Source organism: Ralstonia insidiosa (assembly GCF_008801405.1).
In the GTDB taxonomy this organism is placed as follows: domain Bacteria; phylum Pseudomonadota; class Gammaproteobacteria; order Burkholderiales; family Burkholderiaceae; genus Ralstonia; species Ralstonia insidiosa.
Map to the genome: position 1 here is coordinate 1,201,461 of NZ_VZPV01000001.1, position 24,185 is coordinate 1,225,645.

The window sequence follows — 24,185 nt, forward strand, 5'->3', positions numbered from 1 at the left end:
TGGCGGTGCATCATCGCGGCATTGCTTCTGATGGCACTTCCATGGCCGACCTGCGTGACGTTGCCGACAGCCCCAAGGGCGTGGTCGATCCGCTGGCCTTTCGTCAGCGCGTTCGCTTGAACCGCTACCAGCCGAGTGCCGCGCTGGCCGGTGTGCTGGATCACCACTGGATTGTTGAATGGGACTTGCGCGGTCTGCCGCCATTTACGCAGCGGACACTGCCGTATCCGTGCGTAAACGTGGTGTTCGACCGGCGGCAGACGGGCATTTTTGGCGTGGTGTCGGGCGCCTTCGAGACCACGCTGGCCGAGGCGGGCCGCGTGATCGGCCTGCGCTTTCGGCCCGGCGCCTTCCGCGCGTTCTTCGGCAAGCCCGTGCACCTGCTGACCGACAAGGTGCTGCCGGTGTCCACGCTGCTCGATTGCGACGATGCGCAAGCCGAAGACATCGTGCTCAGCGCGCCGGATGACGCGGGCATGGTGTCCGCCGCAGAAACGCTGCTGCTGCGTGTGCTGCCGACGCCCGACCCGCAGGTTGAGCGCATCCACGCCATCCTGCAGATGCTGCAGCAGAACGCAGGCTTGACCCAGGTGCGCGATCTTGCCGAACGCGCGGCCCTGAGTGAGCGCACGCTGCAGCAGGTGTTTTCTGAGTACGTTGGCGTGACGCCCAAGTGGGTGATCCGCCGTTACCGCCTGCATGAAGCGGCCGATCAGCTTGCCAACGGCGCGACTGTCGATCTGGCAGAACTTGCGCACGCGCTGGGTTATTTCGACCAGGCGCACTTCACGCGCGATTTCCGTCGTCTGGTCGGCAAGGCGCCGGCGGAGTACTGGCGCGCCAATCAACCCTGACGCGCCATACGTCTTACTCGGCCGCCGCCGACAGGTCGTGTACAGGCGACGGCGGATCGGTCATCACACGGTTGCGCCCGGCCAGCTTGGCCTCGTACAGCAGGCGGTCAGCGCGCTTGAGCAGCGATTCGAGCGAAGGGTGGTCCACCGCCTGCGCCACGGCCACGCCAAAGCTGGCCGTCATGCGGCAGGGTACGTCGGTGCCGGTTGGTACGGTCACCTCGGCAATGCGCTTGCGTAGGCGCTCGGCCACGCTGCGTGCTTGCTCCGGGCTTTCCGCCCACACCATCACCGCGAATTCCTCGCCGCCAATGCGTGCCACCAGGTCGGCCGCACGGCCATCGGTGCGGCACAGGCGCGCGACGGTGCGCAGTGCCTCGTCACCGATTGCGTGGCCGTAGGTATCGTTGATGCGCTTGAAGTGGTCGACGTCAAACATCACCAGCGCGATGAGCGGTGCCTTGGGTGTGGGCGCCCTGCACATCGCAATCGACTGATCTTCAAAGGCGCGGCGGTTGAGCAGTTGGGTGAGCGGGTCGGTCTCGGCCATGCGCGCGAGTTCCTGCATCAGGTGCGCGCGCTCCAGTTCAAGCCGGCGCCGCTCGATGCTGTTGATGCGCAGCACGCGGATCGCCTCGAACATCGCGCGGATCTCGCGCCGCGTGAAGCTGGTCGGGATATGCAGGCTCAGGTTGCCGCTTGCGATGGCATCGATCAGGCGCGTGGCGTTGACGAACGGGCGCACCACGTCACGGCGGAACGAGACGATCATCCACGCCAGCGCCCCCAGCACCGACAGCACCGCCGCCGCCGAGCCCAGCAGCACCCAGAGCATGGCGCGCCGGTGCTCGCGAATATCGTCTTCGGCCAGGCGCAACACGTTGTCGCGAAAATCGGTGATGGCGCGCATGGTCGGCACATAGCGCTCGGCGAACTGGCCGGTGGTGATATCCGCGCCGCCGGGTTGGCTGGTGGCGGCGCGCACGGCTTCGACATAGCGCAAGCCATCGCCAAAGTACTGTGCATTCAGTGTGTCCATGGCGTGCTGGCCAAGCGCGGGTCCGCGCACGACGCGCGTTTCGATCATGGCGCGCAACTGGTCGATACGGCCATGCGTGCGTGCAATGGCGAGCTGTTCATCCAGCGTGAGCTTGCGGCGCATGGCCAGCGCGCTGGTGAAGCGCGAGCCGAGCTGGCCGGCATATTCGCGCAGGTCGGCGGCCAGCCGGGCCAGTGTCAGGCAGTTGAGCGCGTCGGGGTCGCCGCGCGTGATGTTGGCCGTGCGCGCGTTGACGATCGGCATGAATTCGGGAATCACCCCGATCATGCGGTCCACCGCATCCGCCAGCGCGCCGTTGGTGCGCGACGGCAGGGGCAGGGCGACGAGGTTGTCTACGTTCCGGCGTGCGCTGGCCAGGTCAGCCTGCGCCTGGCGCACGGCATCGGCGTCGGCAATGCAGCCGGGGCAGCGATCGGGTTGCAGCGTGGCGAGTAGCGTGGCGAAGTGTTCATCGCTGGCAGCGCGCATGCGTTGCAGGGCGGCGGTACGTTCGGCCGGCAGCGGCAGGTCTTCGCCCAGCACACCGTTGGTGGGGCCGCGCTCGGCCGAGACCCTCTCCATCGTCAACAGCACGGCGCGCAGCGCCTGGAAGCTGCGCGCGGCGTCATCTGCCCGGCCATAGGCAAGCCATGCATAGCCGAGCAGCCAGCATGAGAGCGAGAGCACCGGGATGAGGACGATGGCGACACTGGCGCCGAAGCGCCTGTCCATCGACGTTTCTGAGGACATGAGCGGGAGCAGTGGCGTCGTGGCGGGCCTGGCGGGCAAATCGGCGAAGGTGGCGGCGCAGCGGATGTGCGCGATGCTCATCCAGCCTAACGGCAGGACGGAGGGCATCTTTACGCCGCCATTGAACGCGCGTGCGGCCCCCAGACTGCAAACAAATGAAAAAAGATTCTTGCGGATCCTTTAGCGTGCGCGGCGAATTCCCGGTGGCGTGCCTGGAGCGGAACGTTGGGATATTGGCGTCACAGACTTCTGTCGTGGCAGCAGTACTGGTGCTGTCAGCGAACCCGTTGCCCGTGATTTCGCGCGCGCAGGTTCGTGCGCGACTTGACCTACGACAATGGGAGGTCATGGGCGGCCTGCCGACAGCGATCGCACATCATGGCGATCGTGCGGGAGCAAGTTCTGCCGATGATTGACCGGTGAACTTGTAGCGTGGCGGGCAGCTCAGGTTGCCGTGGAAGGCTCGGTAGCCAGCGGCGATGCTTCGGGCCGGGCGCGCCACCAAGCGGGCGTCGGACCCGGCTGCACCATGTCGAGCCGCGCACCGATGGTTGGCGTCAGCACCTCTACCGAGTGAGCTCGCGCCGCCGCGGCAATGCGTTCGAACGGTTCCTGCCAGGCATGGAACGCCAGATCAAACGTGCCGTTGTGGATCGGCACGAGCCGGCGCCCGCGCAAATCCAGATGCGCCTGAACGGTCTGCTCCGGCAGCATGTGCACGTAGGCCCAGCGCGGGTCGTAGGCACCGGTTTCCATCAGGGTCAGGTCGAATGGTCCGAAGCGCTCGCCGATGGTCTTGAAGCCGGGGAAGTAGCCGGTGTCGCCGCTGAAGAAGAGCCGCAGGTCGTCATCGATCATGACCCACGACGCCCATAGCGTGCGATTGTTGTCAAACGGTGTGCGGCCTGAAAAGTGCTGCGCCGGCGTGGCGGTGAACTGCAGGCCGCCTACCGTGGTCGATTCCCACCAGTTGAGCTGCTGCACCTTGTCGGCGGCAATGCCCCAATCGATCAGCCGATCGCCCACGCCCAATGGTGTGAGGAAGTGCTTCACCTTGGGCGCCAGCGTGCGGACGGTCGCGCGGTCCAGATGGTCGTAGTGGTCATGCGAGAGGATGACCGCCTCGATCTCCGGCAGGTCTGCCAGCGCGATGGGCGGCGCGTGGAACCGCTTGGGGCCGAGCCACTGCACCGGCGAGGCACGCTCCGCAAAGACTGGATCGGTCAGCCAGAACACCCCGCGCAGTTTGAGCAGCACGGTCGAGTGCCCGAGGCGGAACAGCGAGCGATCGGGCGCCGCCAGCAGTGCGTCACGCGTCAACGCCTGGGTTGGCACCGGTTGGTCCGGCACCGTACCTGTCGGCTTGTTGATGAAGGCCCACAGCAGACGCAGTCCTGCCCAGAAACCGGTCTTGGGTCGGCGGGCTGCGTTGTGGAAAGCGCGATCTGTGCCGGAGACGGTCGGTGTACTCGGGGCGGCAGACGGTGAGGGCCAAGCGGACATGAGGGGGAACTCCAACAGCAAGGGGCTAGCGGACCAGGCAAGGGCATCGAGCCCCGGCTGATGCGTCCTCCGCTGTGATGATGCCTTGCGCCGTCGGATGGGAGGACATAACATGAGGCGGCCTCCGCTTAATATGCGGAGGCATCCTCCGTTTGTCAAGCGAGACCTGATTCAGTGGCCGAGAAGATCACAAACCGAAAACCCCGAGCCGATGCCGAACGCAACCGCCAACGCCTGCTGGACGTGGCCAAGGTGGCGTTTGCGCAGAAGGGGGTTTCCGCCAGCCTTGAAGAGATTGCGCGCGAGGCGGGCCTGGGGATCGGCACGCTGTACCGGCACTTTCCGACGCGCGAGGCGCTGATCGACGAGATCTACCGGGATGAAGGCAATCGCCTCGTGGAGGCTGCGCAGCAGCTGTCCGCCGAACGCGCGCCATTGGACGCCATTCAGGCTTGGCTGCTCCTGTTCGTCGGCTATCTGGCCAACAAGCAGATTCATGCCGACGTGCTCAACTGCATGGCCGGCGGCGAGAGCGATGTATGCACCCTGTCTGCCGACGCGATCGTCGAGGCACTGACCTTGCTGATGCAGCGTGCAAGAGAGGCGGGCGAGATCCATCATCCGATCGAGCCGCTTGAACTGCTGTGCGCAATCGCCGGTGTTGCAACGTTCGGCGTCGACACGGATTGGGAAGCCGGTGCGAAACGCCTGGTTGCGCTGATGGTCTTCGGGTTGCGCAACCCGACGCCCGTGTAACCCCACCTTTGTTTGCGCTGGTGGTGGCGTGCGCAACCGCTATGACAACAGCACCGTCGCGGGCATACTCCGGTTCAACTCACGTGGCTCTGGCCTTGCCCGGGGCCTTCAGACTTCACCTGCACGCGAAGGCGCACCATGGATAGCGGAAACGACCGCCGGTATTTTTTCTACTTTCTGCTGTTTATCGTCACCATCGGGCTTTGCTGGATACTCTCGCCATTCTTTGGGGCGGTGTTCTGGGGGGGCATCCTGGCGATTCTGTTCCAGCCCGTGCAGCGCTGGCTGGTCGCCCGGTTCAACAAGCGACGCAATCTGGCCGCGCTTGTCACGCTCACCCTCATCATCCTGATCGTGATCCTGCCGCTCTTGTTCGTGGCCATCACGCTCGTGCAGGAAGTGGCCTACGTCTATCAGGAAATCAAGAACGCGCAGCCCAATTATTCGCAGTACTTCCAGGACGCCATCCATGTACTGCCGACGTCGATCCAGCAGTTGCTTGCCAAGTACGGTCTGGCCAACTTGCCTGCGCTCCAGCGCAAGCTTAGCGACGGTGCCGCGCAGATCAGCCAGTTTGCCGCCACCCAGGCGCTCAGCATCGGTCAGAACACGTTTCAGTTCGTCGTCAGCTTTGGCGTGATGCTTTACATGGTGTTCTTCCTGCTGCGTGACGGTGGCGAGATCGGCCGTCGCGTGCGCCGCGCGCTGCCGCTCGATGAGGAGCACAAGAACCTGCTGCTGGCGAAGTTCACCACGGTCGTGCGTGCCACCGTGAAGGGCAACATTGCGGTGGCATTGGTGCAGGGCGCACTCGGCGGCTTCATCTTCTGGGTCGTGGGGATTGAGGGCGTCGTGCTGTGGGGCGCACTGATGGCATTTCTTTCCCTGCTGCCCGCGATTGGCGCGAGCATTGTCTGGGTGCCGGCCGCGCTGTACTTCCTGGCGACGGGCGAGCTGGGGAAATGCGCGATCCTCGTGGTGTTCTGCGTGGGCGTGATCGGCCTTGTCGACAACCTGCTGCGCCCGATCCTCGTCGGCAAGGATACGAAGATGCCCGACTGGGTCGTGCTGATCTCAACGCTGGGCGGGATGGCGCTGTTCGGCATCAACGGCTTTGTGATCGGGCCGCTCGTCGCCGCGCTGTTCATGGCGAGCTGGGACATCTTTGCGCGCTCCGGGCAGGCCGAGTGACACGGCCTGTGCCGTGATGGGCGTCACGCGCATGCCCACGGCGTTGCTGATTTCAGGCACAATTCGCGATCTTGTGGAGATGGCATTCCTCCCTTAACCGCCGGCAGCAACTGCCAGCTGATGATGCCTACAAGTTCCTGGACAGGGAAGTTGTAGGCACACGTCCATACGACATCCTGTCGTCCAGGTTTGCGTTCTTCGAATCTGGCCATCATGAAGACAAAGATCACACGTTCCGAGCCGCTGCTCATGCTGGCGTATCTGTTGCGCTGGCTCTCGCTGGGGTCGCTCGTTGGCACGCTTGCCGGGCTGGGCTCCGCGGTGCTGCTGCTGGCGCTGGACTGGGCGACCGATACGCGCATCGCGCACCCGTGGCTGCTTTGGTTGTTGCCCGTGGCCGGCCTTGCCGTCGGCCTGCTGTATCACTACGCGGGCCGTTCGGTGGAGGGCGGCAACAACCTGCTGATCGACGAGATTCACGACCCGAAGCGCGTGGTGCCCAAGCGCATGGCGCCGCTGATCCTGCTCGGTACCGTTGTCACCCACCTCTTTGGTGGCTCGGCTGGGCGTGAGGGGACGGCAGTCCAGATGGGTGGCAGTTTTGCGGACTATCTGACGCGCTTGTTCAAGCTTGACCCGGGCGACCGTCGCATCTTGCTGATGTCCGGCATCAGTGCCGGGTTTGCTTCCGTGTTTGGCACGCCGCTGGCCGGTGCCGTGTTTGGCTTGGAGGTGCTCGCCATCGGGCGTTTGCGGTATGACGCGATCCTGCCGTGCTTGATTGCGGCCATCATTGGTGATCTGGTGCCGCCACTGCTGGGGGTGCATCACACGCCGTATGCGATTCCGTTTGTTCCGCATCTCACGCCGGTTGCGATTGGCCTGGTGGTGTTGGCCGGCATCGTCTTCGGTTTGGCGGGCAAGACGTTTGCGGCGCTTACGCACAAGCTCGGCCGCTTGCTGAAGCACCGCATTCCGTTTGGGCCGCTGCGCCCGGTGCTGGGCGGCTGCGCAGTCGTGGCGGGAGCAATGGCGCTGGGGACAGACAGGTACCTCGGGCTGGGCATTCCCGTCATCGTTGATGCATTCCACACGCCGCTGCCGGCATACGACTTTGCCGGCAAGGCTGCCTTCACCATCGTGACGCTGGCTTCCGGCTTCAAGGGCGGGGAGGTGACGCCGCTGTTCTACATCGGCGCGACGCTGGGCAATGCGCTCGGCTATGTGTTGCCGCTGCCATTCCCGCTGTTGGCGGGGCTGGGGTTTGTTGCGGTGTTTGCGGGCGCAGCCAATACGCCCATTGCATCGACCCTGATGGCGATGGAGCTCTTCGGCCCCGAGGTCGGCACGTTTGCCGGCATTGCTTGCGTGGTGAGTTACCTCTTCTCAGGCCACGCCGGTATCTATCACGCGCAGCGCATCGGCCATGCAAAGCGCCCGTCCGAGCCAGACGGGGCTGGGCTGTCTGCTGCGCAGGCGATCGGGCAGGCATCCGCAGACTCCACTGAACGCCCACAACGCTGATCTGCGGATCAGGCCGCGCACGATCTCCCTCCGCAGTCGTTTTCGACGCGTTGCACCACGATGGCTCTGGCTGCATTGAGATGCGCGATGGTCATCGAGCGTGCGCTGGCTACCGAACTGCATCCCAAAGCGCATGCGCTGTGCTACCGGGCGAACGCTGTCAATTTCCAATTTCCCCTTCCGTTGCGAACCGGTCATCGAGTTTGCTGGTGCATAAGGCGTTGGCGCGATAGGCGCGACGTGGGGGGCTGAACAGGCTCGCCACCACTATCTGAAATTCGGATAGTCGATATCGGTGCTATGTATTTGCGTAATTTTGGTGGCATTCCTAGGATTCAGGTCACATCCGCTATGCGCACAGCTGTTCATAGGTAGAACAACTGGTGCACAAGACGGATATCCGGCGACGCGTCGATCAGCGGCTGTTCTTCCCTGATCCACCGTTCGTTCTGCCGCTTCGCCTTCAGACGATGTGCCTTTTTCCACAGCCCCAAGGAGTGTCACCATGAAAGCCCTTTCATACGCCATCCGCGCCGCCGCAGTCGCCTTCTCAGCAGTGGCGTTTAGCTCGAACGCCGCGGCGGCCGCGCCCGTCAAGAACATCGTGCTGGTACACGGCTACTTTGCCGATGGCTCGGGCTGGCAGGCCGTGGCCAAGATTCTCATGCGCGATGGCTACCAGGTCTCCGTTGTGCAGCAACCCGAGACGTCGTTCGATGAAGACGTGAAGGCCACCACCCGCGTGGTTGAGGCGCAGGACGGCCCCAGCATCCTGGTCGGCCATAGCTACGGTGGCGCCGTCATCACGGAGGCTGGCAACCACGAGAAGGTCGCAGGTCTGGTCTATGTGGCCGCGTTCCAGCCCGACACTGGCGAAAGCCCGCTCGACCTGACCAAGAAGATGCCGCCCGCCACCCAGGCCATCAAGCCGACCCCCGATGGCTTCCTGTACTTTGACCCGGCAGCCTTCCATGCCGACTTTGCCGCCGACGTGCCCGCCGCTGAAGCCAAGTTCATGGCGATCTCGCAGGTGACACCAGCTGCGCAGTCGTTTGGCGTGCCGATCAAGCAGGCAGCCTGGAGGACGAAGCCGAGCTGGGCCCTCGTGGCCACCGCAGATCGCGCGATCAATCCTGACCTGGAGCGCTTCATGACCTCACGTGCAGGCAGCAAGACGATCGAGATCAAGAACGCCAGCCACGTTGCCTACATCTCGCATCCGGCCGAAGTGGCGAAGCTTATTGAGCAGGCTGCAAAGCAATCCATCAAGAACTAACGAAAACGCGGGGCGCCGCTTCAGACCGGTGAGTTGATCTGAGGCGGCGCAGACCATCGGTTCGATCTGTGCTGGCCATGTGACACGTGGCGGCTTGCGCGTCTTCGTCAGGCTCGCACACGCGGTTACCTCGCCGATCCTGCGGCAGCGGTTAGATCGCTCACCGCTCCTCCCTCCACGTCTGGTTCACGCAACGCTGTCCTCTCCACAGGGCGGTCACCATCCACCTCTCGCGATTTCGTGAAGAGTGGTGCGGCTTTGACGTGACCACAGTTGCGAGCGCATTTATCCATCGCCGCCGCAGCGCGTGCCGCGGCAACAAGCCCGACAGCGCTAGGGAAAACCATAGTGCCTGCCACACCGCTCACAAGGGCCCGAGTAAGAGTTCAGTCAGTTTCGCTATCCAGAATCGCCGCACTCATTCAAGAGCAATTCAGGAGACAGGTGATGCAGGATGGTTTGGTAGCAAAAATCGCGGCGCATCCGAAGTACGCGCAGCTCAAGCGCCGACGCAATGCGCTCGGCCTCTTTCTGACAGTGGCAATGCTGGTCGTGTACTACGGCTACATCGCACTGATCGCATTCAATAAGCCGTTTCTCGCCAAGCCGATGAGCGCGGGTGTGATGAGTGTCGGCGTTCCCGTCGGCATGGCGGTGATCGTTTTCACCGTCGTCATCACCGGCCTGTACGTGCGCCGCGCAAACAACGAATACGATCAACTGACGCAGGACATCCTGCAGGATGTCGCCAAATGAAGAAGACACTTTCCATGATGCTGGTGTCACTTCTGGCCGCTGGCGCCTGCGGTGTCGCCATCGCGGCGGGCGGCGATGTTGGCGAGACCGCCAAGCAGGCAACCAACACCACGGCCATCGTGCTGTTTGCGCTGTTCGTGGCCGGCACGCTGTGGATCACCAAGTGGGCGGCCTCGCGCACGCGCTCTGCGGCGGATTTCTACAATGCCGGCGGCGGCATCACCGGTTTCCAGAATGGCTTGGCGATCTCGGGCGACTACATGTCGGCCGCGTCCTTCCTGGGGATTTCTGCTGCCGTGATGACCTCCGGTTACGACGGCCTGATCTACTCCATCGGTTTCCTGGTCGGCTGGCCCATCATCACGTTCCTGATGGCCGAACGGCTGCGCAACCTTGGCAAGTTCACCTTTGCCGATGTGGCGGGCTACCGTTTTGAGCAAGGGCCGATCCGCAGCTTTGCCGCGGTCGGCACGCTGGTGGTCGTGGCCTTCTACCTGATCGCGCAGATGGTCGGCGCGGGGCAGCTCATCAAGCTGCTGTTCGGGCTCGACTACTGGGTGGCGGTGGTCATCGTCGGCGCGCTGATGATGGTCTACGTACTGTTTGGCGGCATGACGGCGACGACGTGGGTGCAGATCATCAAGGCGTGCCTGCTGCTGGCCGGCGTGACGTTCATGGCCATCATGGTGCTGGCGCAGTACGGCTTCAGCCCGGAAGCGCTGTTCGCCAAGGCCGTTGAAGTGAAGACCGCTATTGCTGCAAATGCCGGCAAATCGCCGGACGATGCCACCAAGATCGGCCTGTCGGTGATGTCGCCGGGCGGCTTTATCAAAGACCCGATCTCGGCCATCTCGTTCGGTATGGCGCTGATGTTCGGCACGGCCGGGCTGCCGCACATCCTGATGCGTTTCTTCACGGTGCCGGATGCCAAGGAGGCGCGCAAGTCGGTGTTCTGGGCCACCACCTGGATCGGCTACTTCTACGTCCTGATCTTCATCATCGGCTTCGGTGCGATCACGCTGGTGCTGACCAACCCGGAGTTGTCCGACGTGGCCAAGGGTGTGATCAAGGGCGGCGCGGGCACAGCCAACATGGCTGCAGTGCTGGTCGCCAAGACGGTCGGCGGTGACGTGTTCTACGGCTTCATTTCGGCGGTGGCGTTTGCCACGATTCTGGCGGTGGTGGCAGGGCTCACACTGTCGGGTGCGTCGGCGGTGTCGCATGACCTGTATGCCACGGTCTTCAAGCACGGCAAGGCCAACAGCGCCGATGAGCTGAAGGTGTCGCGCATCACCACGCTGGTGCTGGGCGTGATCGCCGTGCTGCTGGGCATCGCCTTCGAGAAGCAGAACATCGCGTTCATGGTGTCGCTGGCGTTTGCGGTGGCGGCGTCGGCCAACTTCCCGGTGCTGTTCCTTTCGATGCTGTGGAAGGGCTGCACCACGCGTGGCGCGGTCATCGGCGGGTTCTTGGGGCTGATCTCGTCAGTGGGGCTGACGATCGTGTCGCCGTCAGTGTGGGAAGCCACGCTGGGGTATCCGAAGGGCTCGGCGTGGTTCCCGTACACCTCGCCGGCGCTGTTCTCGATGACGATCGGCTTTGTGGGCGTGTGGCTGTTCTCGGTGCTGGATACCAGCGCGCGTGCCAAGGCTGAAAAGGCCTCCTTCGCGGCACAGCAAGTGCGTTCGGAAACGGGCCTTGGTGCAGCGGGCGCTTCGAGCCACTAAGCGCTGCGCCACACACTGGAGGCGGGCGATGCACTGCTGCGTCGCCCGCCTTCCAGTGTTGTTTCTTCTATCTTCTACATCGCTTCTACTACGCCGCTCATAGGCGCTCGAAGCGCAAGCCTGCGTAGCGGGTCAGGCGTGCGATGAAGCGGTCATCGAACATCGTGGCCGGTGTCCAGAAGCCGCCGGGGCGCCCGGTCTTGATGCCGTTCTTGATATGGTCCAGCGCGAGGCTGGCAGCGGCCTGGCCCAGCATCTTGCCGGTGGAGCCGTAGCCCGGATCGCGATCCCCCGTCACTTTCACGCGCAAGGTCTTGCCGTCGTCGGTGCGCGCGAAGAAGCGGATGTCGTAGCGGCCCGCCAACTGGGCTGCCGGGCTGGGGCCCTCGCCGGGTTTGGGCAGCAGGAAGCGCTCCATCAGGCTTCGCGTGGGCTTGATGACGATGCCCACCATGAACGCCCCCAGGCCTGCGACCATCGTCACGGCTCTCAGGCGGCCTTGCAGGCCGCTGCCGGTGATCACCGCTTCGTCATACGTGAACTGGTTGCCATAGGCGTTGCCGGACAACGCGTTGGAGCGGTGCACTACACGCTCGTTGATGGCCGCCATGACAAAGGGGGCGATCCACGCATCGAAATCGGTATCGAACGCCGCACCCCTCGTGGAGTGCTGGCGTGCCGTGAAGCCATGTCCGTTGGGGCAGAGGGCATACGGGTTGGCCAGCGCCCTGCGCAAGGCGGGGTCGGCGGCGGCCTCCTGCACCACGTTGATCAGGCTGGCCACGGTGCCGCCCGATGCGCCGCCCTTGAGCGTCTTGACGCGCATCTTCACGTGGGTGGCCGGTGCGCCCCATTGTTGCATCGCCTGTTGCTGCAGGAAGTAGACACCCATGTCCGACGGTACCGAGTCGAAGCCGCAGCAGTGGACGATGCGTGCGCCCGATTGCTGCGCGGTCGCCTCGTACTTCTCGATCATCCGTTTGATCCACTGGGTCTCGCCAGTGAGGTCGCAGTAGTCGGTGCCGCTTTCGGCGCAGACCTTGACGAGTGGCTCGCCATAGAGCGCGTAAGGGCCCACCGTGGACATCACCACCCGGGTCTGTGCGCACAGCGTGCGCAACTGGGCTTCGTTGGCCGCATCCGCCACGATGATGGGCAGAGCGACACCCGCTGCGCCCAGCGAGCGCTTGAGTTCGTTGAGCTTTGCTTCGGATCGGCCTGCAATGGCCCAGCGCAGGGTTTCCGCCTGGCCCGAGAACTGCTCGGCCAGGTAGCGGGTCAGGATCTGGCCGACAAAACTGGTGGCGCCAAACACGACGAGGTCATGGTCCGGGGCGGTCATGGGGTCTTCCTTTCTTGGGCGGATGAGCGGGCCTGCATGAACGCCGTTGTCCTCACAGTGCGGAATGATCAAAAGCCGGCAGCGGCGTCGGCAGATTCAAAACCAATTGCGCATCTTTGACAACGTCCAACCGAAGAACGGTAGATGCACCGAGCCCGTCCAGCAACTGGCTCAGTGGGCCGCCGTTGCGCACCAGCTTGATGCCGCGCGGAAACAGGCGTTGGGCGAACGACAGCGTGTTGCTCTGCACCGTGCTCTGATGCCATACGCCATCGACCTGGTTGATCATGGTCGCTGTCCCCATGCGGGACTGCGGCACGACGTTGTGCAAGGCCGGAAGCGGCGCATGCAGGGTCAGGTCTGGTCTGCCCCCAGGCGCGGCAATGCTGGCGCGCACGGTGGTCCCGATGTGCATGCTGATGTCGGCGCGCCACTTGGGCAACTGGTAGCCATGCACGCCGCGCACCCGCGCAATTTCCGTGGTGACGGGCAGGGCCAGCACATGCGCGACGTAGCTGCGACGGCGCATGGAATCGAGCAGCTCCAGCGCATGAGAACCACGCGCGCCGGGCCGGCGGATCACCACGGCAACGGACACTTCGTCGTACGGATCGTTGTCGCACACCGCATAGGAGAAGAAGGTCAGCGCAACGAGCCCATAGCCAGGGAGTGCTCGCAATGGTTCGAGCGGTTCGGGCAGCGTCGCCCGCAACCGCGAGAGCGGCGCCAGAAACAGCAGTTGAATGCTGCTGGAGCGGTAGTAGAAGTTGGGCGCCCAGGTTGGGCCAACGCGCGAGGCGGCCAGGCGTTTGGGAATCCGGCGGAAGAAATCGATATTGCCTGTGGCAGGGTCCAGCGCCACCTCATCCAGGTTCGGGTTCATCCGATAGCGGTCGTAATAGCCGCCTTTCAGCACGTCGACCGTGTGCGGCCCGAATTCGACCTGTGTAAACCGCGTATCCATGTGCGTTGACCTTTCCTCTGTGGGTTGACCAGCGAACACACTCTAAGATTGAACTCAACTTGAAGGTCAAGGCGTTTGAATTCGGTACAGCGACGGGCTTGACCTTGAAGTTGCCTTCAACGTTAGTCTCCTGCCAACAACCACGAGAAGCCACTTCTCAAAGGCGGAAGAAATGCAGACGATATTGGGAGCGAACGGTCAGATCGCCATGGAACTGGCGCGGGAGTTGCACCGCAACTACACAAGCGAACTACGGCTCGTGAGCCGCACGCCGCGCAAGGTGAATGACACCGACAGCCTGGTGCCCGCCAACCTCCTTGATGCGAAGCAGACGGCCGAGGCCGTGAAGGGAAGCAGCGTCGTTTATTTCACCGCTGGCCTGCCGCCGGACACGCAGCTGTGGGAAACGCAGTTTCCCGTCATGTTGAAGAACGCGCTGGATGCCAGTCGGGCAGCGGGCGCCAAGTTCGCCTATTTCGACAACACCTACATGTATCCGCAGGATGCCCGGCTGCAGACGGAGGCCACGCCGTTCGCGCCGGTGGGGCGCAAGGGTCGGGTGCGGGCGGCGATGGCGTCCATGGTGCTGGACGAGATGGCGCGCGGAGAGATTCCCGTGCTCATCGGCCGGGCCCCCGAGTTCTACGGCCCGGGCAAGACGCAGAGCTTCACCAACGCGCTCATCATCGAAAACCTGGAGGCCGGCAAGAAGCCCCGCGTGCCGGTGCGCGACGACACCCGGCGCACGCTCATCTGGACCCCCGACGCAAGCCGCGCGCTGGCCGCACTGGGCAACACGCCTGACGCGTTCGGGCAGACCTGGCATCTGCCCTGCGATGATGACCGGCTGACGTACAAGCAGTTCGTCGCCATGGCCAGCGACGTGTTTGGCCGGGAGGCGTCCTACACGGTTATCGGCAAATGGGCCATGACTGCTGCCGGCCTCTTCTCCAAGCCGGTGCGCGAGATTCGCGAACTGCTGCCGCGGTACGAGCAGGACAACCTGTTCGATTCCACCCGGTTCAAGCGTCGGTTCCCGGAGTTCAAGGTGACGAGCTATCGCGAAGGGCTGGAGTTGATTCGGCGGGAGTGGGCAGGGGGATAAGCGTCGCTTGGGATTGCACGGCTTCCCCTCCGGCAATGCGGCGTACTGTTGAGATCGAGTTGGCCGCATAAGTAAGACACGCCTGTTTCAACGTGCACCGCTTGCCAATGTGCCGCAATCGCCCGGAACGCGTTGCCGTGCGTGCAATCCACCCAGCCGCGTTGGGTCACGGTCGGCTACGCGCCGCGCTTCCGTGTGACACGTAAAAGTGAGCTCAACTCAACTCAATTGCGATTCATGAGTGGGGTTGCCCCGTGTTTTCCTGTTCATTCTGTTGACCCGGTTGGCGCTCTGTCATTTCATTGGATGCAATCTGTGATTCAAGGGGACGCGCGTGGCACAGGAAAAGAATGCGCCGCGATTGCCTGCGCGGTGTGCTCCCCGGTGGATGAACAACTGCACCGGCACCTGGGCGACGTCACCAACCGTGCCCGCCTGATGCTCGAAGACGCGATGGAATACGCCATCCGCGTTGAAACGCTGCATCCACCGGAGCCTTAGCTGCGTATATGCCGGTAAGCGTCACATGAACCGGTAGGGGTGATGCGCGCATCGCCCGCACTTGGAGACAATTTCAATGGAATGGTCCTTGGATCCACCCGGCAATACCGGGGCGGCTGACGGCGTACGACCTTCGGTTGTGCCGGCGTCCGGCCAACGCATTGCGGTGGTGGGCTCGGGCATCTCAGGCTTGGCTGCGGCGTACTGTCTTGCGCAGCGCCATGCCGTCACGCTGTTTGAAGCGGCGCCCAGATTGGGTGGGCACACCAACACGGTCGACATTGAAGACAGCGGACACGTGTTTGGGGTGGACACGGGCTTTCTGGTATTCAACGCGCGCACCTATCCGAACCTGATTGCTCTGTTTGATGCGCTGGGCGTGGCGCATTGCGAGAGTGACATGTCGTTCAGCGTATCGGTGGGCAATGGTGCGCTGGAGTGGGCGGGCACGAGTCTGCGCACGGTGTTTGCACAGCCGCGCAACTTGGTGTCTGCCCCGTTTCTGTCGATGCTGGGCGACATCCTGCGCTTCAACCGGCAGGCGCACGCCAACCTGGCGGCCGCACGGCGTGCCCGCCACAGCCTTGGCGCGTTGCTGGCCGCGGGCCGCTATGGCGAGCCCTTCTGCGCGCACTATCTGCTCCCGATGGCGGCGGCCATCTGGTCCACCCCCAGCCGCGACATCCTTTCGTTTCCCGCCGAGACATTTCTGCGCTTCTGCCTCAACCACGGCTTGCTGCAGATCTTCGACCGGCCACGCTGGCGCACGGTCAAAGGCGGCGCGCGCAGCTACGTGCACGCCATCGCCAGCCGGTTGGCCGATGTCCGTGTTGCCACACCCGTGCGCGGCATTCGCCGGGCGGCCACCCATGTTGATGTGCTGACTGATGCAGGCAGCGAGCGCTACGATGCCGTGGTGCTGGCCACGCATGCACCCCAGACGCTGCGCATGCTCGACGATGCAACGGATGACGAGCGTGCCGTGCTCGGGGCATTCCGCTATCAGCCCAACACCGCCTTTCTGCACCGCGATACCCGCCTGCTGCCGCGCCGGCGGCGGGTCTGGTCGGCCTGGAACTACATTGACGCATCGCAAGCTGGGGCAGCCGGCGGCGCACCCTGCGTGAGCTATCTGCTCAACCAATTGCAGCCGCTGCCGGTATCGACTCCGGTCGTGGTCACGCTCAACCCACCAGCGCCGCCCGCACCTGAACTGGAGTATCAGCGCTTCGCGTATGAGCACCCGGTGTTCGACCAGCCGGCCATCGACGCGCAGGCCCGCCTGCCCGCGCTGCAAGGGCAACGCCGCACGTGGTTTGCCGGTGCATGGACGGGGTATGGCTTTCATGAAGACGGCTTGAAATCCGCCCTGCGCGTGGCTGCCGATTTTGGTTGCGCACCCGCCTGGGCGCAGGTGGCGTCATGAGCGAAGACGCACAGCTCCTCGTCGGCCAGGTCATGCACCGCCGCTTGCGGCCGGTGGCTAATCGCTTCGTCTACCCGGTGTTTGCGGTGCGCGTGAAGCTCTCCGCGCTTGAGCGGCTGACGGGCACGTGGTTTGGCGTGGACTGCTGGCGGCCGCTGTCGCTGCGCACGCGTGACTACGGCCCACGCGACGGCTCTGATCTGCTCGTGTGGATTCGCGGCGTGCTGCGTGACGCCGGCTTAGCCGCCGATGGCGAGGTCTGGCTGCAGACGTTTCCGCGCATTGCGGGCTGGATGTTTAACCCCGTGTCGTTCTGGTATTGCCACGATGCGGCCGGCCAGCTGCGCGCGGTGCTGGCCGAGGTCAACAACACGTTTGGCCAGCACCACCGCTACCTGCTGTGTGCGGCGGATGGCGGTGCCATTGGTGCGCACACGGTGCTGCGTTGCCGAAAGGAACTGCATGTCTCTCCGTTCTGTCGGGTCGAAGGGGGCTATCAATTCCGCTTTGCCGAGACGGCAACCACGGCACTCGCGCGCATTGACTATCACGACCACGACGGCCTGCTGCTGCACACCGCCATCGGCGGGCGACTGCAGCCGTTCGATGCCCCGCACCTGCGCCGTGCACTCCTGCGCCAACCGTTGCTGGCGCTGCAGGTGATCGGCCGCATTCACTGGCAGGCGCTGCGGCTGTGGTTCAATGGCGTGCCGTTTTTTGGCCGCGCCGCGCATGAGGCTTCTTCTCTGGAGAACACCCAATGACAGCCACGCATTCTCTTGCCTGGGTGCCACCCCACGTTCCCGCCGCCGGGCGCTTGCTGTTGGCGCTGGCAGGGCGCCTGCGCCACGGCTTTCTCCATCTCACCACGCCCGATGGCGAAGTGCGGGTTGGCGATGCGGCATCGCCGTTGCATGCGGATCTGCGCATCCACGACTGGCGTGCCTGTGCCCGTATCCTGCGCAGCGGCGACGTGGGCTTTGCCGAGGCCTATCGGGACGGATGGATCGACACGAGCAATCTGACCAACCTGCTGCGGTTGGCCATTGTCAACGCCGCCACGCTGGAGCAGGCCATCTTCGGGCATGCCCTTGCGCGGACCTGGTTGCGTGTGCGCCATCTGCTGCGCCGGAACACCCGCAAAGGCAGTCGCCGCAATATCCATCTGCACTATGACCTGGGCAACGACTTCTACCGGTTGTGGCTGGACGAGGGAATGACGTACTCGGCCGCCTGGTTCAACGGCCACTCGCAACAGACGCTGGCCGATGCGCAAACGGCCAAGTACCGGCGCGTGTGCGACCAGCTCAGGCTGGGGCCCGGCATGGATGTGCTGGAGATCGGCTGTGGCTGGGGCGGCCTGATGGAAATGGCCTGTGCACGCGGCGCGCATGTGCATGGCATCACGCTATCGGAAGCCCAGCGCGGCTACACCGCACAGCGGTTGGCGGACGAACCGCGCGCCCGCGTTGCACTGCGCGACTACCGCGACATCGACGCTGCCTACGACGCTGTGGTCTCCATCGAGATGTTCGAGGCTGTGGGCGAGGCTTACTGGCCAACTTACTTTCAAACGCTGGCGCGCTGCCTGCGCCATGGCGGCCGCGCACTCGTGCAGAGCATCACCATCGACGAAGCGCAGTTCGAACGCTACCGCGCCGGCACCGACTTCATCCAGCAGTTCATTTTTCCGGGCGGCATGCTGCCGAGCCGCGAACGCTTTATCCAGTTGGCAGAACAACACGGCATGCGCGTGCTCGATCGTCTGGATTTCGGCAGCGATTACGCAGAGACCTTGCGCCGCTGGAGCCAGCGCTTTGAAGCCCAGCTCGATGCGGTGCGCGCGCTCGGGTTTGATGACGCCTTTATCCGTATCTGGCGCTTGTACTTTGCGTATTGCGAAGCGGGGTTTGATGAGGGCCGGATCGGTGTGTCGCAGTTCCTGCTGGAGCGGGTGTGAGCCTGTCGCCGCGCGCTGCTGCTCTCGTTGTGTTGCGGATGCTGGTGGCCGTGTTCAACACCACGCGCGCGGACTACGCGAACTACGCACGCACCACCAGTGTTCTGATCCCCTGGCCGCCGCGCCGCTGATCTGCCAATCGTGAGGAGACCTGCATGACCACGCTGAGCACGCCGTCAACACCATCCGCACCCGCCCAGGCCACCCCGGACCCGCGCGATGGTTGGCTGATCCAATGCTGTGAGCGGGGCTGGGTGCCAGACACGCTCATCCGCATGGGCATGCGCACGCTGATGCGGCAGCGTTTGCAAGACGAGGGGATTCACGACGGGGAGTTACGTGCGCGGCGTTTCAACACGTTGCTCGACGCGTTGCGCGTCAGCCCCATCGCCATTGAGACGGACAAGGCAAACACGCAACACTACGAATTGCCGGCAGCCTTCTTTGCGGCGCATCTTGGCCCGCGCTTGAAGTATTCGTGCGCGCTGTACCCAACGGGCGAAGAGACGCTCGCACAGGCCGAAGACGCGATGTTTGCGTGTTATGCAGAGCGCGCAGGCCTGGCGGATGGGCAGTGCATTCTCGATCTGGGTTGTGGCTGGGGTTCGCTGTCGCTATGGATGGCGGCACAGTATCCGAAGGCGCGCATTGTGGCGCTGTCGAATTCGCACAGCCAACGCGCGTGGATTCGCGCGCGGGCGGCCGAGCGCCGCATTGCAAACTTGACCGTGCACACCGGCAACATTGCCGACTTCGAGTTTGCCGACGTGCCGGCACGCGGGTGCTTCGACCGCGTGGTGTCGATCGAGATGTTCGAGCACATGAAGAACTACGGCCAGCTGCTCAGCAAGATCGCGCGCTGGATGCGGCCCGATGCCGTGCTGTTTGTGCACCTCTTCGCGCATCGCACGCTGGCGTATCACTTCCAGGTACAGGGCGGCACGGATTGGATGTCGAAGTATTTCTTTACCGGCGGCACCATGCCTTCGGAGAATCTGCTGCTGCAGTTTCAGGACGATCTGCGCGTGACGCGTCAATGGTGGGTGAATGGCACGCACTACGCACGTACAGCCAATCATTGGCTCGCCAACCTGGACGCTGCGCGCCACAGGCTGATGCCAGTGTTTGTGCAGACCTATGGCGAGCGCGATGCGGCGGTGTGGTTTCAGCGCTGGCGCATGTTTTATATGGCGGTGTCGGAACTGTTTGGTTATGCGCGCGGCAATGAATGGGGCGTGGTGCTCTATCGGTTTGAAAAGTGCTAGGTCTGCCTAGCCAAGCGCGTTGATGCCGTCATTGCGTTGTGCAAGCCGCACCCGTACAGGCATCCAGAACGCCTGCTCGGGTTGAGGCGTGCGCTACGACATCAAGCACTTCCAGCGTGCAGTCGTATATGCATCAATGGGACTCCCCCAGAAGACGGCGGCGCAATGCGGGAGCACGGGTGCCAGGTGCCAGCCAGATATCGAAAAACGCATGCGCGAAGGCGGTGTCGTCCACCTCGGTTGTCAGTTGCCCATTGGCATAAAAGCGTGCGCCGCGGCCCGGCAGATAGACGCCGCACAGTGTGTCACCGGGCTTCACGTCGATGAAGGCCGGCGTCATGGCTTCCTGCCACTGCAGCAAGGTTGAGTCGGGCGGCGGGGGCACGTTCAGGCGGCGGATTTCATCGAGCGCCGTCTCGATGAGCTTTGCGCGGGTGATGGCACGCCGGTATGTGATCTCCAGCGCAAACGGCGTGTCGTAGCTGGGTGGCGTCTGTGTGCTCCATAGCTGCGCGTCGTAAAGGCAGAAGCCCAGAAGGCACAGCGCACCTTTGCCTGACAGCTGGGCGTGGTCCACTTGGCTCCGGCAATCCGCCCACGCATAGGTGTTGAGTACCGCGGCAAGCAGGACGATCAGCACACGCATGGCGAACCTCCAGGACTGACCAGGGAAGAAGCTCGAGTTTGCCGCCTCCCTTGGTCAGGATCAATACTGCGCCGCCAGGCCTCTGTTCGAGCGAAGCCTGAGGGGAACGGGGCCGTTCTCCAGCTTGTGGCCGAGAACGACCCGCATTCATATCGCGTCTCGATGGTGTCGACGCTGAAATGCATGGGTATTTCGTAACGCGTGGCTTGCGTATGTAGTGGCTGAACTGAGGTGCTACGAACTCACGCTGTCATCAATGGCCAGCACCTCAATTTCGACGGCGACGCCAAAAGCCAGCTTGGCCTCGACCAGACTCCGTGCGGGGTAGGCACCTTCTTGAAAGTGGCGCAGGTAGATCTGGTTGAACGCGGCAACGTTCGCGAGATCGCTCAACCAGACGGTAGTTTTCACGACGCGGCGCAGAGAGCTGCCCAGGCCTTCAAGCGTGGTGGAAATGCTTTGCAGGACAGCGTGCGTCTGTTCTTCGATGGTTCCGCCGTGCGGCTTGTTGTCGGCATCAAAGGGAATTTGGCCGGACAGCAGCAAGAAGCCGCCGGCACGTACCGCCGTCGAGAAAGGTAGGCCAGGAGGTGCAGGCACGTAAGCAGGGGAGGTCGTCATCGGGGTGGATTGCGTTGAGGTGAGGTGAGGGGGAGATCAAGCGTGTGCCTGGCGCCGGCCCAGAAGCCGATAGCGATCCCAGCGATACGGCGACGGATCCAACACAGGTTGTCGTTGGCTGATGAGGTCGGCTACGGTGCGCGCGGAGCCGCACGCCATCGTCCAGCCCATCGCGCCGTGCCCGCAGTTCAGCCAAAGGTTGGTATGGCGGGTGGCGCCGAGAAACGGCAGGTTGTCGGGCGTCATGGGGCGATAGCCGACCCACCGGCTGGGTTGTACGCGATTCAGACGCGTGCAGATACGTGCGGCAAAGGCCTCAAGGGCGGCAAGACGTTTGGCGATGCGTTGTGCACTGGGCCTGCCGATGTCGGCGAATCCCGTGAACCGAACGGTTTCTGGTGCAAACGATGCCCACGCGATCTTGTGAGGGATCGAGACAGCGCCCACACGAGGCGATGCATCGCGAACACCTGTGTAAGAGATTGAGTAGCCCGTGACGGGGTAGATCGGCAGGTCGTATCCCAAGGGCGCCAGCAGCCGGCGCGACGCCAGACCGGTTGTGATCACGACGGCGTCCGCCGGGATGCAATCACGCTCCGTCTCGACACCGACGACGCGATCACCGCGCGTTTTCAACGTGCGTACCGTCTCGGAAAATCGCACCACCGCACCAAGACGCTCCGCCTCTGCCAAGGCTGCGTGTGCGTAGCGTGCTGCATCGCCCGTCCCGTCCTTCGGGCAGTAGATTGCGTGTGCAAACTGTTCTGACGCACCGCGCAGCATGGGCTCAATGTTCAACAACCGCGTAGTGTCGACCCGCTCAAACGGCTCACCGGCTGCAGCGAGCAGTTCTGAATCATGCTGGCCGGGTTGCGCCCCGCTCCCGTACAGATACAGGATGCCGGCCTGCTTGCCGCCATACGCTTCAGTCAGTACCAGCGGATCGCCAAATTGCAGGTCGCGCGAGTACGCGGCGAGCGCCAGCGCAGCTCGGGAGTTGTCCAGCCACCGCTCCAGCGTCGCCTCGCGAGCGAACAGCCACGCCCATCGCAGGAGCGCCGGCTTCCAAGGGGCGCAGATGCCCAGGCCTTCGTTGGAGCGCAACAAAGAGCGCAGCGCGACTTGGATGATTCCAGGCTCCGCCCAACTGAAGCTGTGTCCTGGTGAGATCAGGCCTGCGTTGGCGAAGCTGGCACCGGTCGCCGCGGCATCTGCGCGCTCGATCAGTTGCACGTGATGACCTTCGCGTGCGAGGGTCAACGCGGTGACGGTGCCTGAGATTCCGGCACCCACGACGACAATGTTCATGGATCTGACTGCCCGACGTATTGAAAGGCGTGGCCGTTTGACGGCCGCAGATGTTCTTGCGCTTCTGGCGGATATGCCCTTGGGTTGCGGACTTACGCCTCGAAGGGGTTCGACACGCGGGGCCAGTAGTTGAGGTCGCGACGCTGATAGTTCAGATCGGCGAAGCTCGGTGTGACAGCCCCTGGCGCTGCGATGTGGAGGATCGCCTTGGCGCGCGGGGCGAACTCGGCTTGAAAGTGCTGGGTCGATTTCACGACAACCAGCCGCTTGCTTTCAAAATCGATCCCCAGGCCAGTGAACGCATCGACGCCAACCACTTGGTTGCGTACCGAGGCCAGAACGATATCGACCCCATTGGCAGCCTCGAGCCAAACGGCGCGCCCAAACGGAATGGTCAGCCCCGAGATGCTTTGCGTATGTTGGTCGGACAGCGCACGCACGGTCACGCGCAGGTCCAGCGGGTCCGCGGAGGCCACGCCGCATTTGCCACCCAGGCGCAAGTCGAAGGTTGCGCCCACGCCGGCGTCGTGACAGATCTGGATCGCACCGAGATCCCAGAAGCATCCGATGGCGACGTTGGCAATCTGTCGCTCGATGATCCGGCGCAGGATCATCGTGTTGTCTCCTGGTGCTCCGCCACCCGGGTTGTCGGCAACGTCGCCAATCACGACGGGGCCGCTGCCAACTTCCAGGGCACGGTCCAGCCCGGCATCGACGTCGAGCCATGCAGGGCGCGTGGCTTCGCGCAGGGCCCAGAATTCGTGGCCAAGCTGCGTGGCCAGCGCCGTCGCAGCGGCGAGGTTGTTGTCGGTCACGACCCAGAACTTTGCACCGGCCTCCGGAACATCGCCCCACGGAAACCCATGCCCGAACGACACGGACAACACGCCGTCCCGTCCTTCCAGCGATTTCATGCGTTGAACGAACGTAGCCATGGGCTCACTGGTGGTGTGCCAGGCACCCACCATGCGGCAGTCGTAGACCCCTGTCGTGGGACGGATCTTTCCTGCCGCGGTGTCGAGCAGCAGTTGATACGCTTCGCGCAAACGGTCGATGGGGTCGGTGTGCGGATACTCCTTGTAGGCGATCAGGATGTCCGCCGAGCGCCGCATGCGCTCCGTGAAATGGCAGTGCGGATCGAGTGTGGCGGCAATCGGCACTTCGGGGCCGACAATGGCACGCACCCGGGATAGCAGATCGCCTTCACAGTCGTCGTATCCTTCGGCGACCATCGCGCCGTGCAGCAGCAGGAGCACACCGTCTAGCGGCTGGGCTGCTTCGAGCTTGCCAAGGATCTCGTCTCGCAACGATTCATAGACGGCGCGAATCGTGGGGCCTGATGGTTGTGCCTCTGCGCAGATGCCCTCGACGATCTCATGCCCATCGCGCTCTGCAAGGCGCCGCGCTTCCGCAAGGGCGAACCCCATGCCTTGTGGGGCCCGCAGGCTTGCATCGCCGTGGAAGATGCCCGATTCCTCAAAGCCGCCCCAGCCGGTGGGGCAGGGCGCGAACGTATTCGTTTCGGTCGAAAGTTGCGCGGTGAATAGCTTCATCGTGAATCCTACGGGAGGCGTCGAGATCGAAACCTCACTGTAGGCATACGCTGTTGCTGGTTTGTGAGCACTCTGTATCGCGTTCGACACGGGAGCGCTGGCGCGCTGTGCGGTGTCC

Annotated in this window: 21 protein-coding genes and 1 riboswitch; of the genes, 13 read left to right on the forward strand and 8 right to left on the reverse strand. The window is 63.7% G+C overall.

All coding sequences use genetic code 11. The features are described 5' to 3' along the window. The first annotated feature begins 41 nt into the window (after positions 1-41). A complete protein-coding gene (locus F7R11_RS05815) occupies positions 42-854 on the forward strand; it encodes a DUF6597 domain-containing transcriptional factor (RefSeq protein WP_064806173.1) in 813 nt (270 codons plus the stop codon). A 13-nt stretch (positions 855-867) separates the two neighbouring features. Here F7R11_RS05815 and F7R11_RS05820 read toward each other — a convergent pair whose 3' ends face one another. Together F7R11_RS05820 and F7R11_RS05825 are read right to left on the reverse strand one after the other, a co-directional pair. After that, positions 868-2,625 (reverse strand): GGDEF domain-containing protein, encoded by a 1,758-nt coding sequence (locus F7R11_RS05820; RefSeq protein WP_064806175.1) that lies wholly within the window; start codon positions 2,623-2,625, stop codon positions 868-870. A gap of 462 nt (positions 2,626-3,087) precedes the next feature. Next, the gene (locus F7R11_RS05825; protein WP_064801858.1) at positions 3,088-4,146 is read right to left on the reverse strand and encodes an MBL fold metallo-hydrolase; all 1,059 of its coding nucleotides are present in this window, start codon (positions 4,144-4,146) and stop codon (positions 3,088-3,090) included. A gap of 174 nt (positions 4,147-4,320) precedes the next feature. Between F7R11_RS05825 and F7R11_RS05830 the strand changes: the two genes are divergently transcribed. From F7R11_RS05830 to F7R11_RS05855, 6 genes are all read left to right on the forward strand, one after another. Then, the gene (locus F7R11_RS05830; RefSeq protein WP_064801860.1) at positions 4,321-4,902 is read left to right on the forward strand and encodes a TetR/AcrR family transcriptional regulator; all 582 of its coding nucleotides are present in this window, start codon (positions 4,321-4,323) and stop codon (positions 4,900-4,902) included. Between the two features lie 138 nt (positions 4,903-5,040). Further along, a complete protein-coding gene (locus F7R11_RS05835) occupies positions 5,041-6,093 on the forward strand; it encodes an AI-2E family transporter (RefSeq protein WP_064801863.1) in 1,053 nt (350 codons plus the stop codon). 66 nt (positions 6,094-6,159) lie between these two features. Then, positions 6,160-6,230, forward strand: a riboswitch (Fluoride riboswitch). Positions 6,231-6,306: 76 nt separating this feature from the next. Then, a complete protein-coding gene (locus F7R11_RS05840; RefSeq protein WP_064806177.1) occupies positions 6,307-7,617 on the forward strand; it encodes a voltage-gated chloride channel family protein in 1,311 nt (436 codons plus the stop codon). A gap of 505 nt (positions 7,618-8,122) precedes the next feature. Further along, the gene (locus F7R11_RS05845; RefSeq protein WP_064801869.1) at positions 8,123-8,893 is read left to right on the forward strand and encodes an alpha/beta hydrolase; all 771 of its coding nucleotides are present in this window, start codon (positions 8,123-8,125) and stop codon (positions 8,891-8,893) included. A gap of 447 nt (positions 8,894-9,340) precedes the next feature. After that, positions 9,341-9,649, forward strand: coding sequence for a DUF485 domain-containing protein (locus F7R11_RS05850; protein WP_021196673.1), 309 nt, complete (start codon positions 9,341-9,343; stop codon positions 9,647-9,649). Further along, positions 9,646-11,376: a cation acetate symporter gene (locus tag F7R11_RS05855; protein ID WP_064801871.1), complete on the forward strand. Its 1,731-nt coding sequence runs from the start codon at positions 9,646-9,648 to the stop codon at positions 11,374-11,376. Before F7R11_RS05850 ends, F7R11_RS05855 begins: the two co-directional genes overlap by 4 nt. A 97-nt stretch (positions 11,377-11,473) precedes the next feature. Here the strand turns inward: F7R11_RS05855 and F7R11_RS05860 are convergent, their stop codons facing one another. After that, positions 11,474-12,718, reverse strand: a complete 1,245-nt coding sequence (locus F7R11_RS05860; RefSeq protein WP_064801873.1) for a saccharopine dehydrogenase family protein — start codon at positions 12,716-12,718, stop codon at positions 11,474-11,476. 52 nt (positions 12,719-12,770) lie between these two features. Then, positions 12,771-13,682 (reverse strand): acetoacetate decarboxylase family protein, encoded by a 912-nt coding sequence (locus F7R11_RS05865; protein WP_064801875.1) that lies wholly within the window; start codon positions 13,680-13,682, stop codon positions 12,771-12,773. Between the two features lie 172 nt (positions 13,683-13,854). Here F7R11_RS05865 and F7R11_RS05870 point away from each other — a divergent pair, with 172 nt between their 5' ends. The 6 genes from F7R11_RS05870 to F7R11_RS05895 all read left to right on the forward strand — a co-directional run bounded on the left by F7R11_RS05870 (position 13,855) and on the right by F7R11_RS05895 (position 19,939). Beyond that, positions 13,855-14,787: an SDR family oxidoreductase gene (locus tag F7R11_RS05870; protein WP_064801878.1), complete on the forward strand. Its 933-nt coding sequence runs from the start codon at positions 13,855-13,857 to the stop codon at positions 14,785-14,787. A 577-nt stretch (positions 14,788-15,364) separates the two neighbouring features. Next, entirely contained in the window at positions 15,365-16,714 is a 1,350-nt protein-coding gene (locus tag F7R11_RS05880) for an NAD(P)/FAD-dependent oxidoreductase (protein WP_082932773.1), read from the forward strand. After that, positions 16,711-17,478, forward strand: coding sequence for a DUF1365 domain-containing protein (locus F7R11_RS05885; RefSeq protein WP_064806181.1), 768 nt, complete (start codon positions 16,711-16,713; stop codon positions 17,476-17,478). Before F7R11_RS05880 ends, F7R11_RS05885 begins: the two co-directional genes overlap by 4 nt. Next, positions 17,475-18,674, forward strand: coding sequence for an SAM-dependent methyltransferase (locus F7R11_RS05890; RefSeq protein ID WP_064801880.1), 1,200 nt, complete (start codon positions 17,475-17,477; stop codon positions 18,672-18,674). Before F7R11_RS05885 ends, F7R11_RS05890 begins: the two co-directional genes overlap by 4 nt. Further along, positions 18,671-18,805, forward strand: coding sequence for a hypothetical protein (locus tag F7R11_RS27410; RefSeq protein WP_257784470.1), 135 nt, complete (start codon positions 18,671-18,673; stop codon positions 18,803-18,805). Before F7R11_RS05890 ends, F7R11_RS27410 begins: the two co-directional genes overlap by 4 nt. A 24-nt stretch (positions 18,806-18,829) precedes the next feature. Next, complete coding sequence (locus F7R11_RS05895; protein WP_064801882.1) at positions 18,830-19,939, forward strand: SAM-dependent methyltransferase; 1,110 nt, start codon at positions 18,830-18,832, stop codon at positions 19,937-19,939. Positions 19,940-20,072: 133 nt separating this feature from the next. On the opposite strand, the gene F7R11_RS05900 is transcribed toward F7R11_RS05895, so the two are convergent. From F7R11_RS05900 to F7R11_RS05915, 4 genes are all read right to left on the reverse strand, one after another. Next, positions 20,073-20,585, reverse strand: a complete 513-nt coding sequence (locus tag F7R11_RS05900; RefSeq protein WP_064801885.1) for a chalcone isomerase family protein — start codon at positions 20,583-20,585, stop codon at positions 20,073-20,075. Between the two features lie 234 nt (positions 20,586-20,819). Then, the gene (locus F7R11_RS05905) at positions 20,820-21,206 is read right to left on the reverse strand and encodes a RidA family protein (RefSeq protein ID WP_064801886.1); all 387 of its coding nucleotides are present in this window, start codon (positions 21,204-21,206) and stop codon (positions 20,820-20,822) included. Positions 21,207-21,242: 36 nt separating this feature from the next. Continuing rightward, a complete protein-coding gene (locus F7R11_RS05910) occupies positions 21,243-22,514 on the reverse strand; it encodes an FAD-dependent oxidoreductase (protein ID WP_064801887.1) in 1,272 nt (423 codons plus the stop codon). Positions 22,515-22,606: 92 nt separating this feature from the next. Further along, positions 22,607-24,067 carry a M81 family metallopeptidase gene (locus F7R11_RS05915; RefSeq protein WP_064801888.1) on the reverse strand — a complete coding sequence of 487 codons (1,461 nt, stop codon included), beginning with the start codon at positions 24,065-24,067 and terminating at the stop codon, positions 22,607-22,609. Between the last annotated feature and the right edge of the window lie 118 nt (positions 24,068-24,185).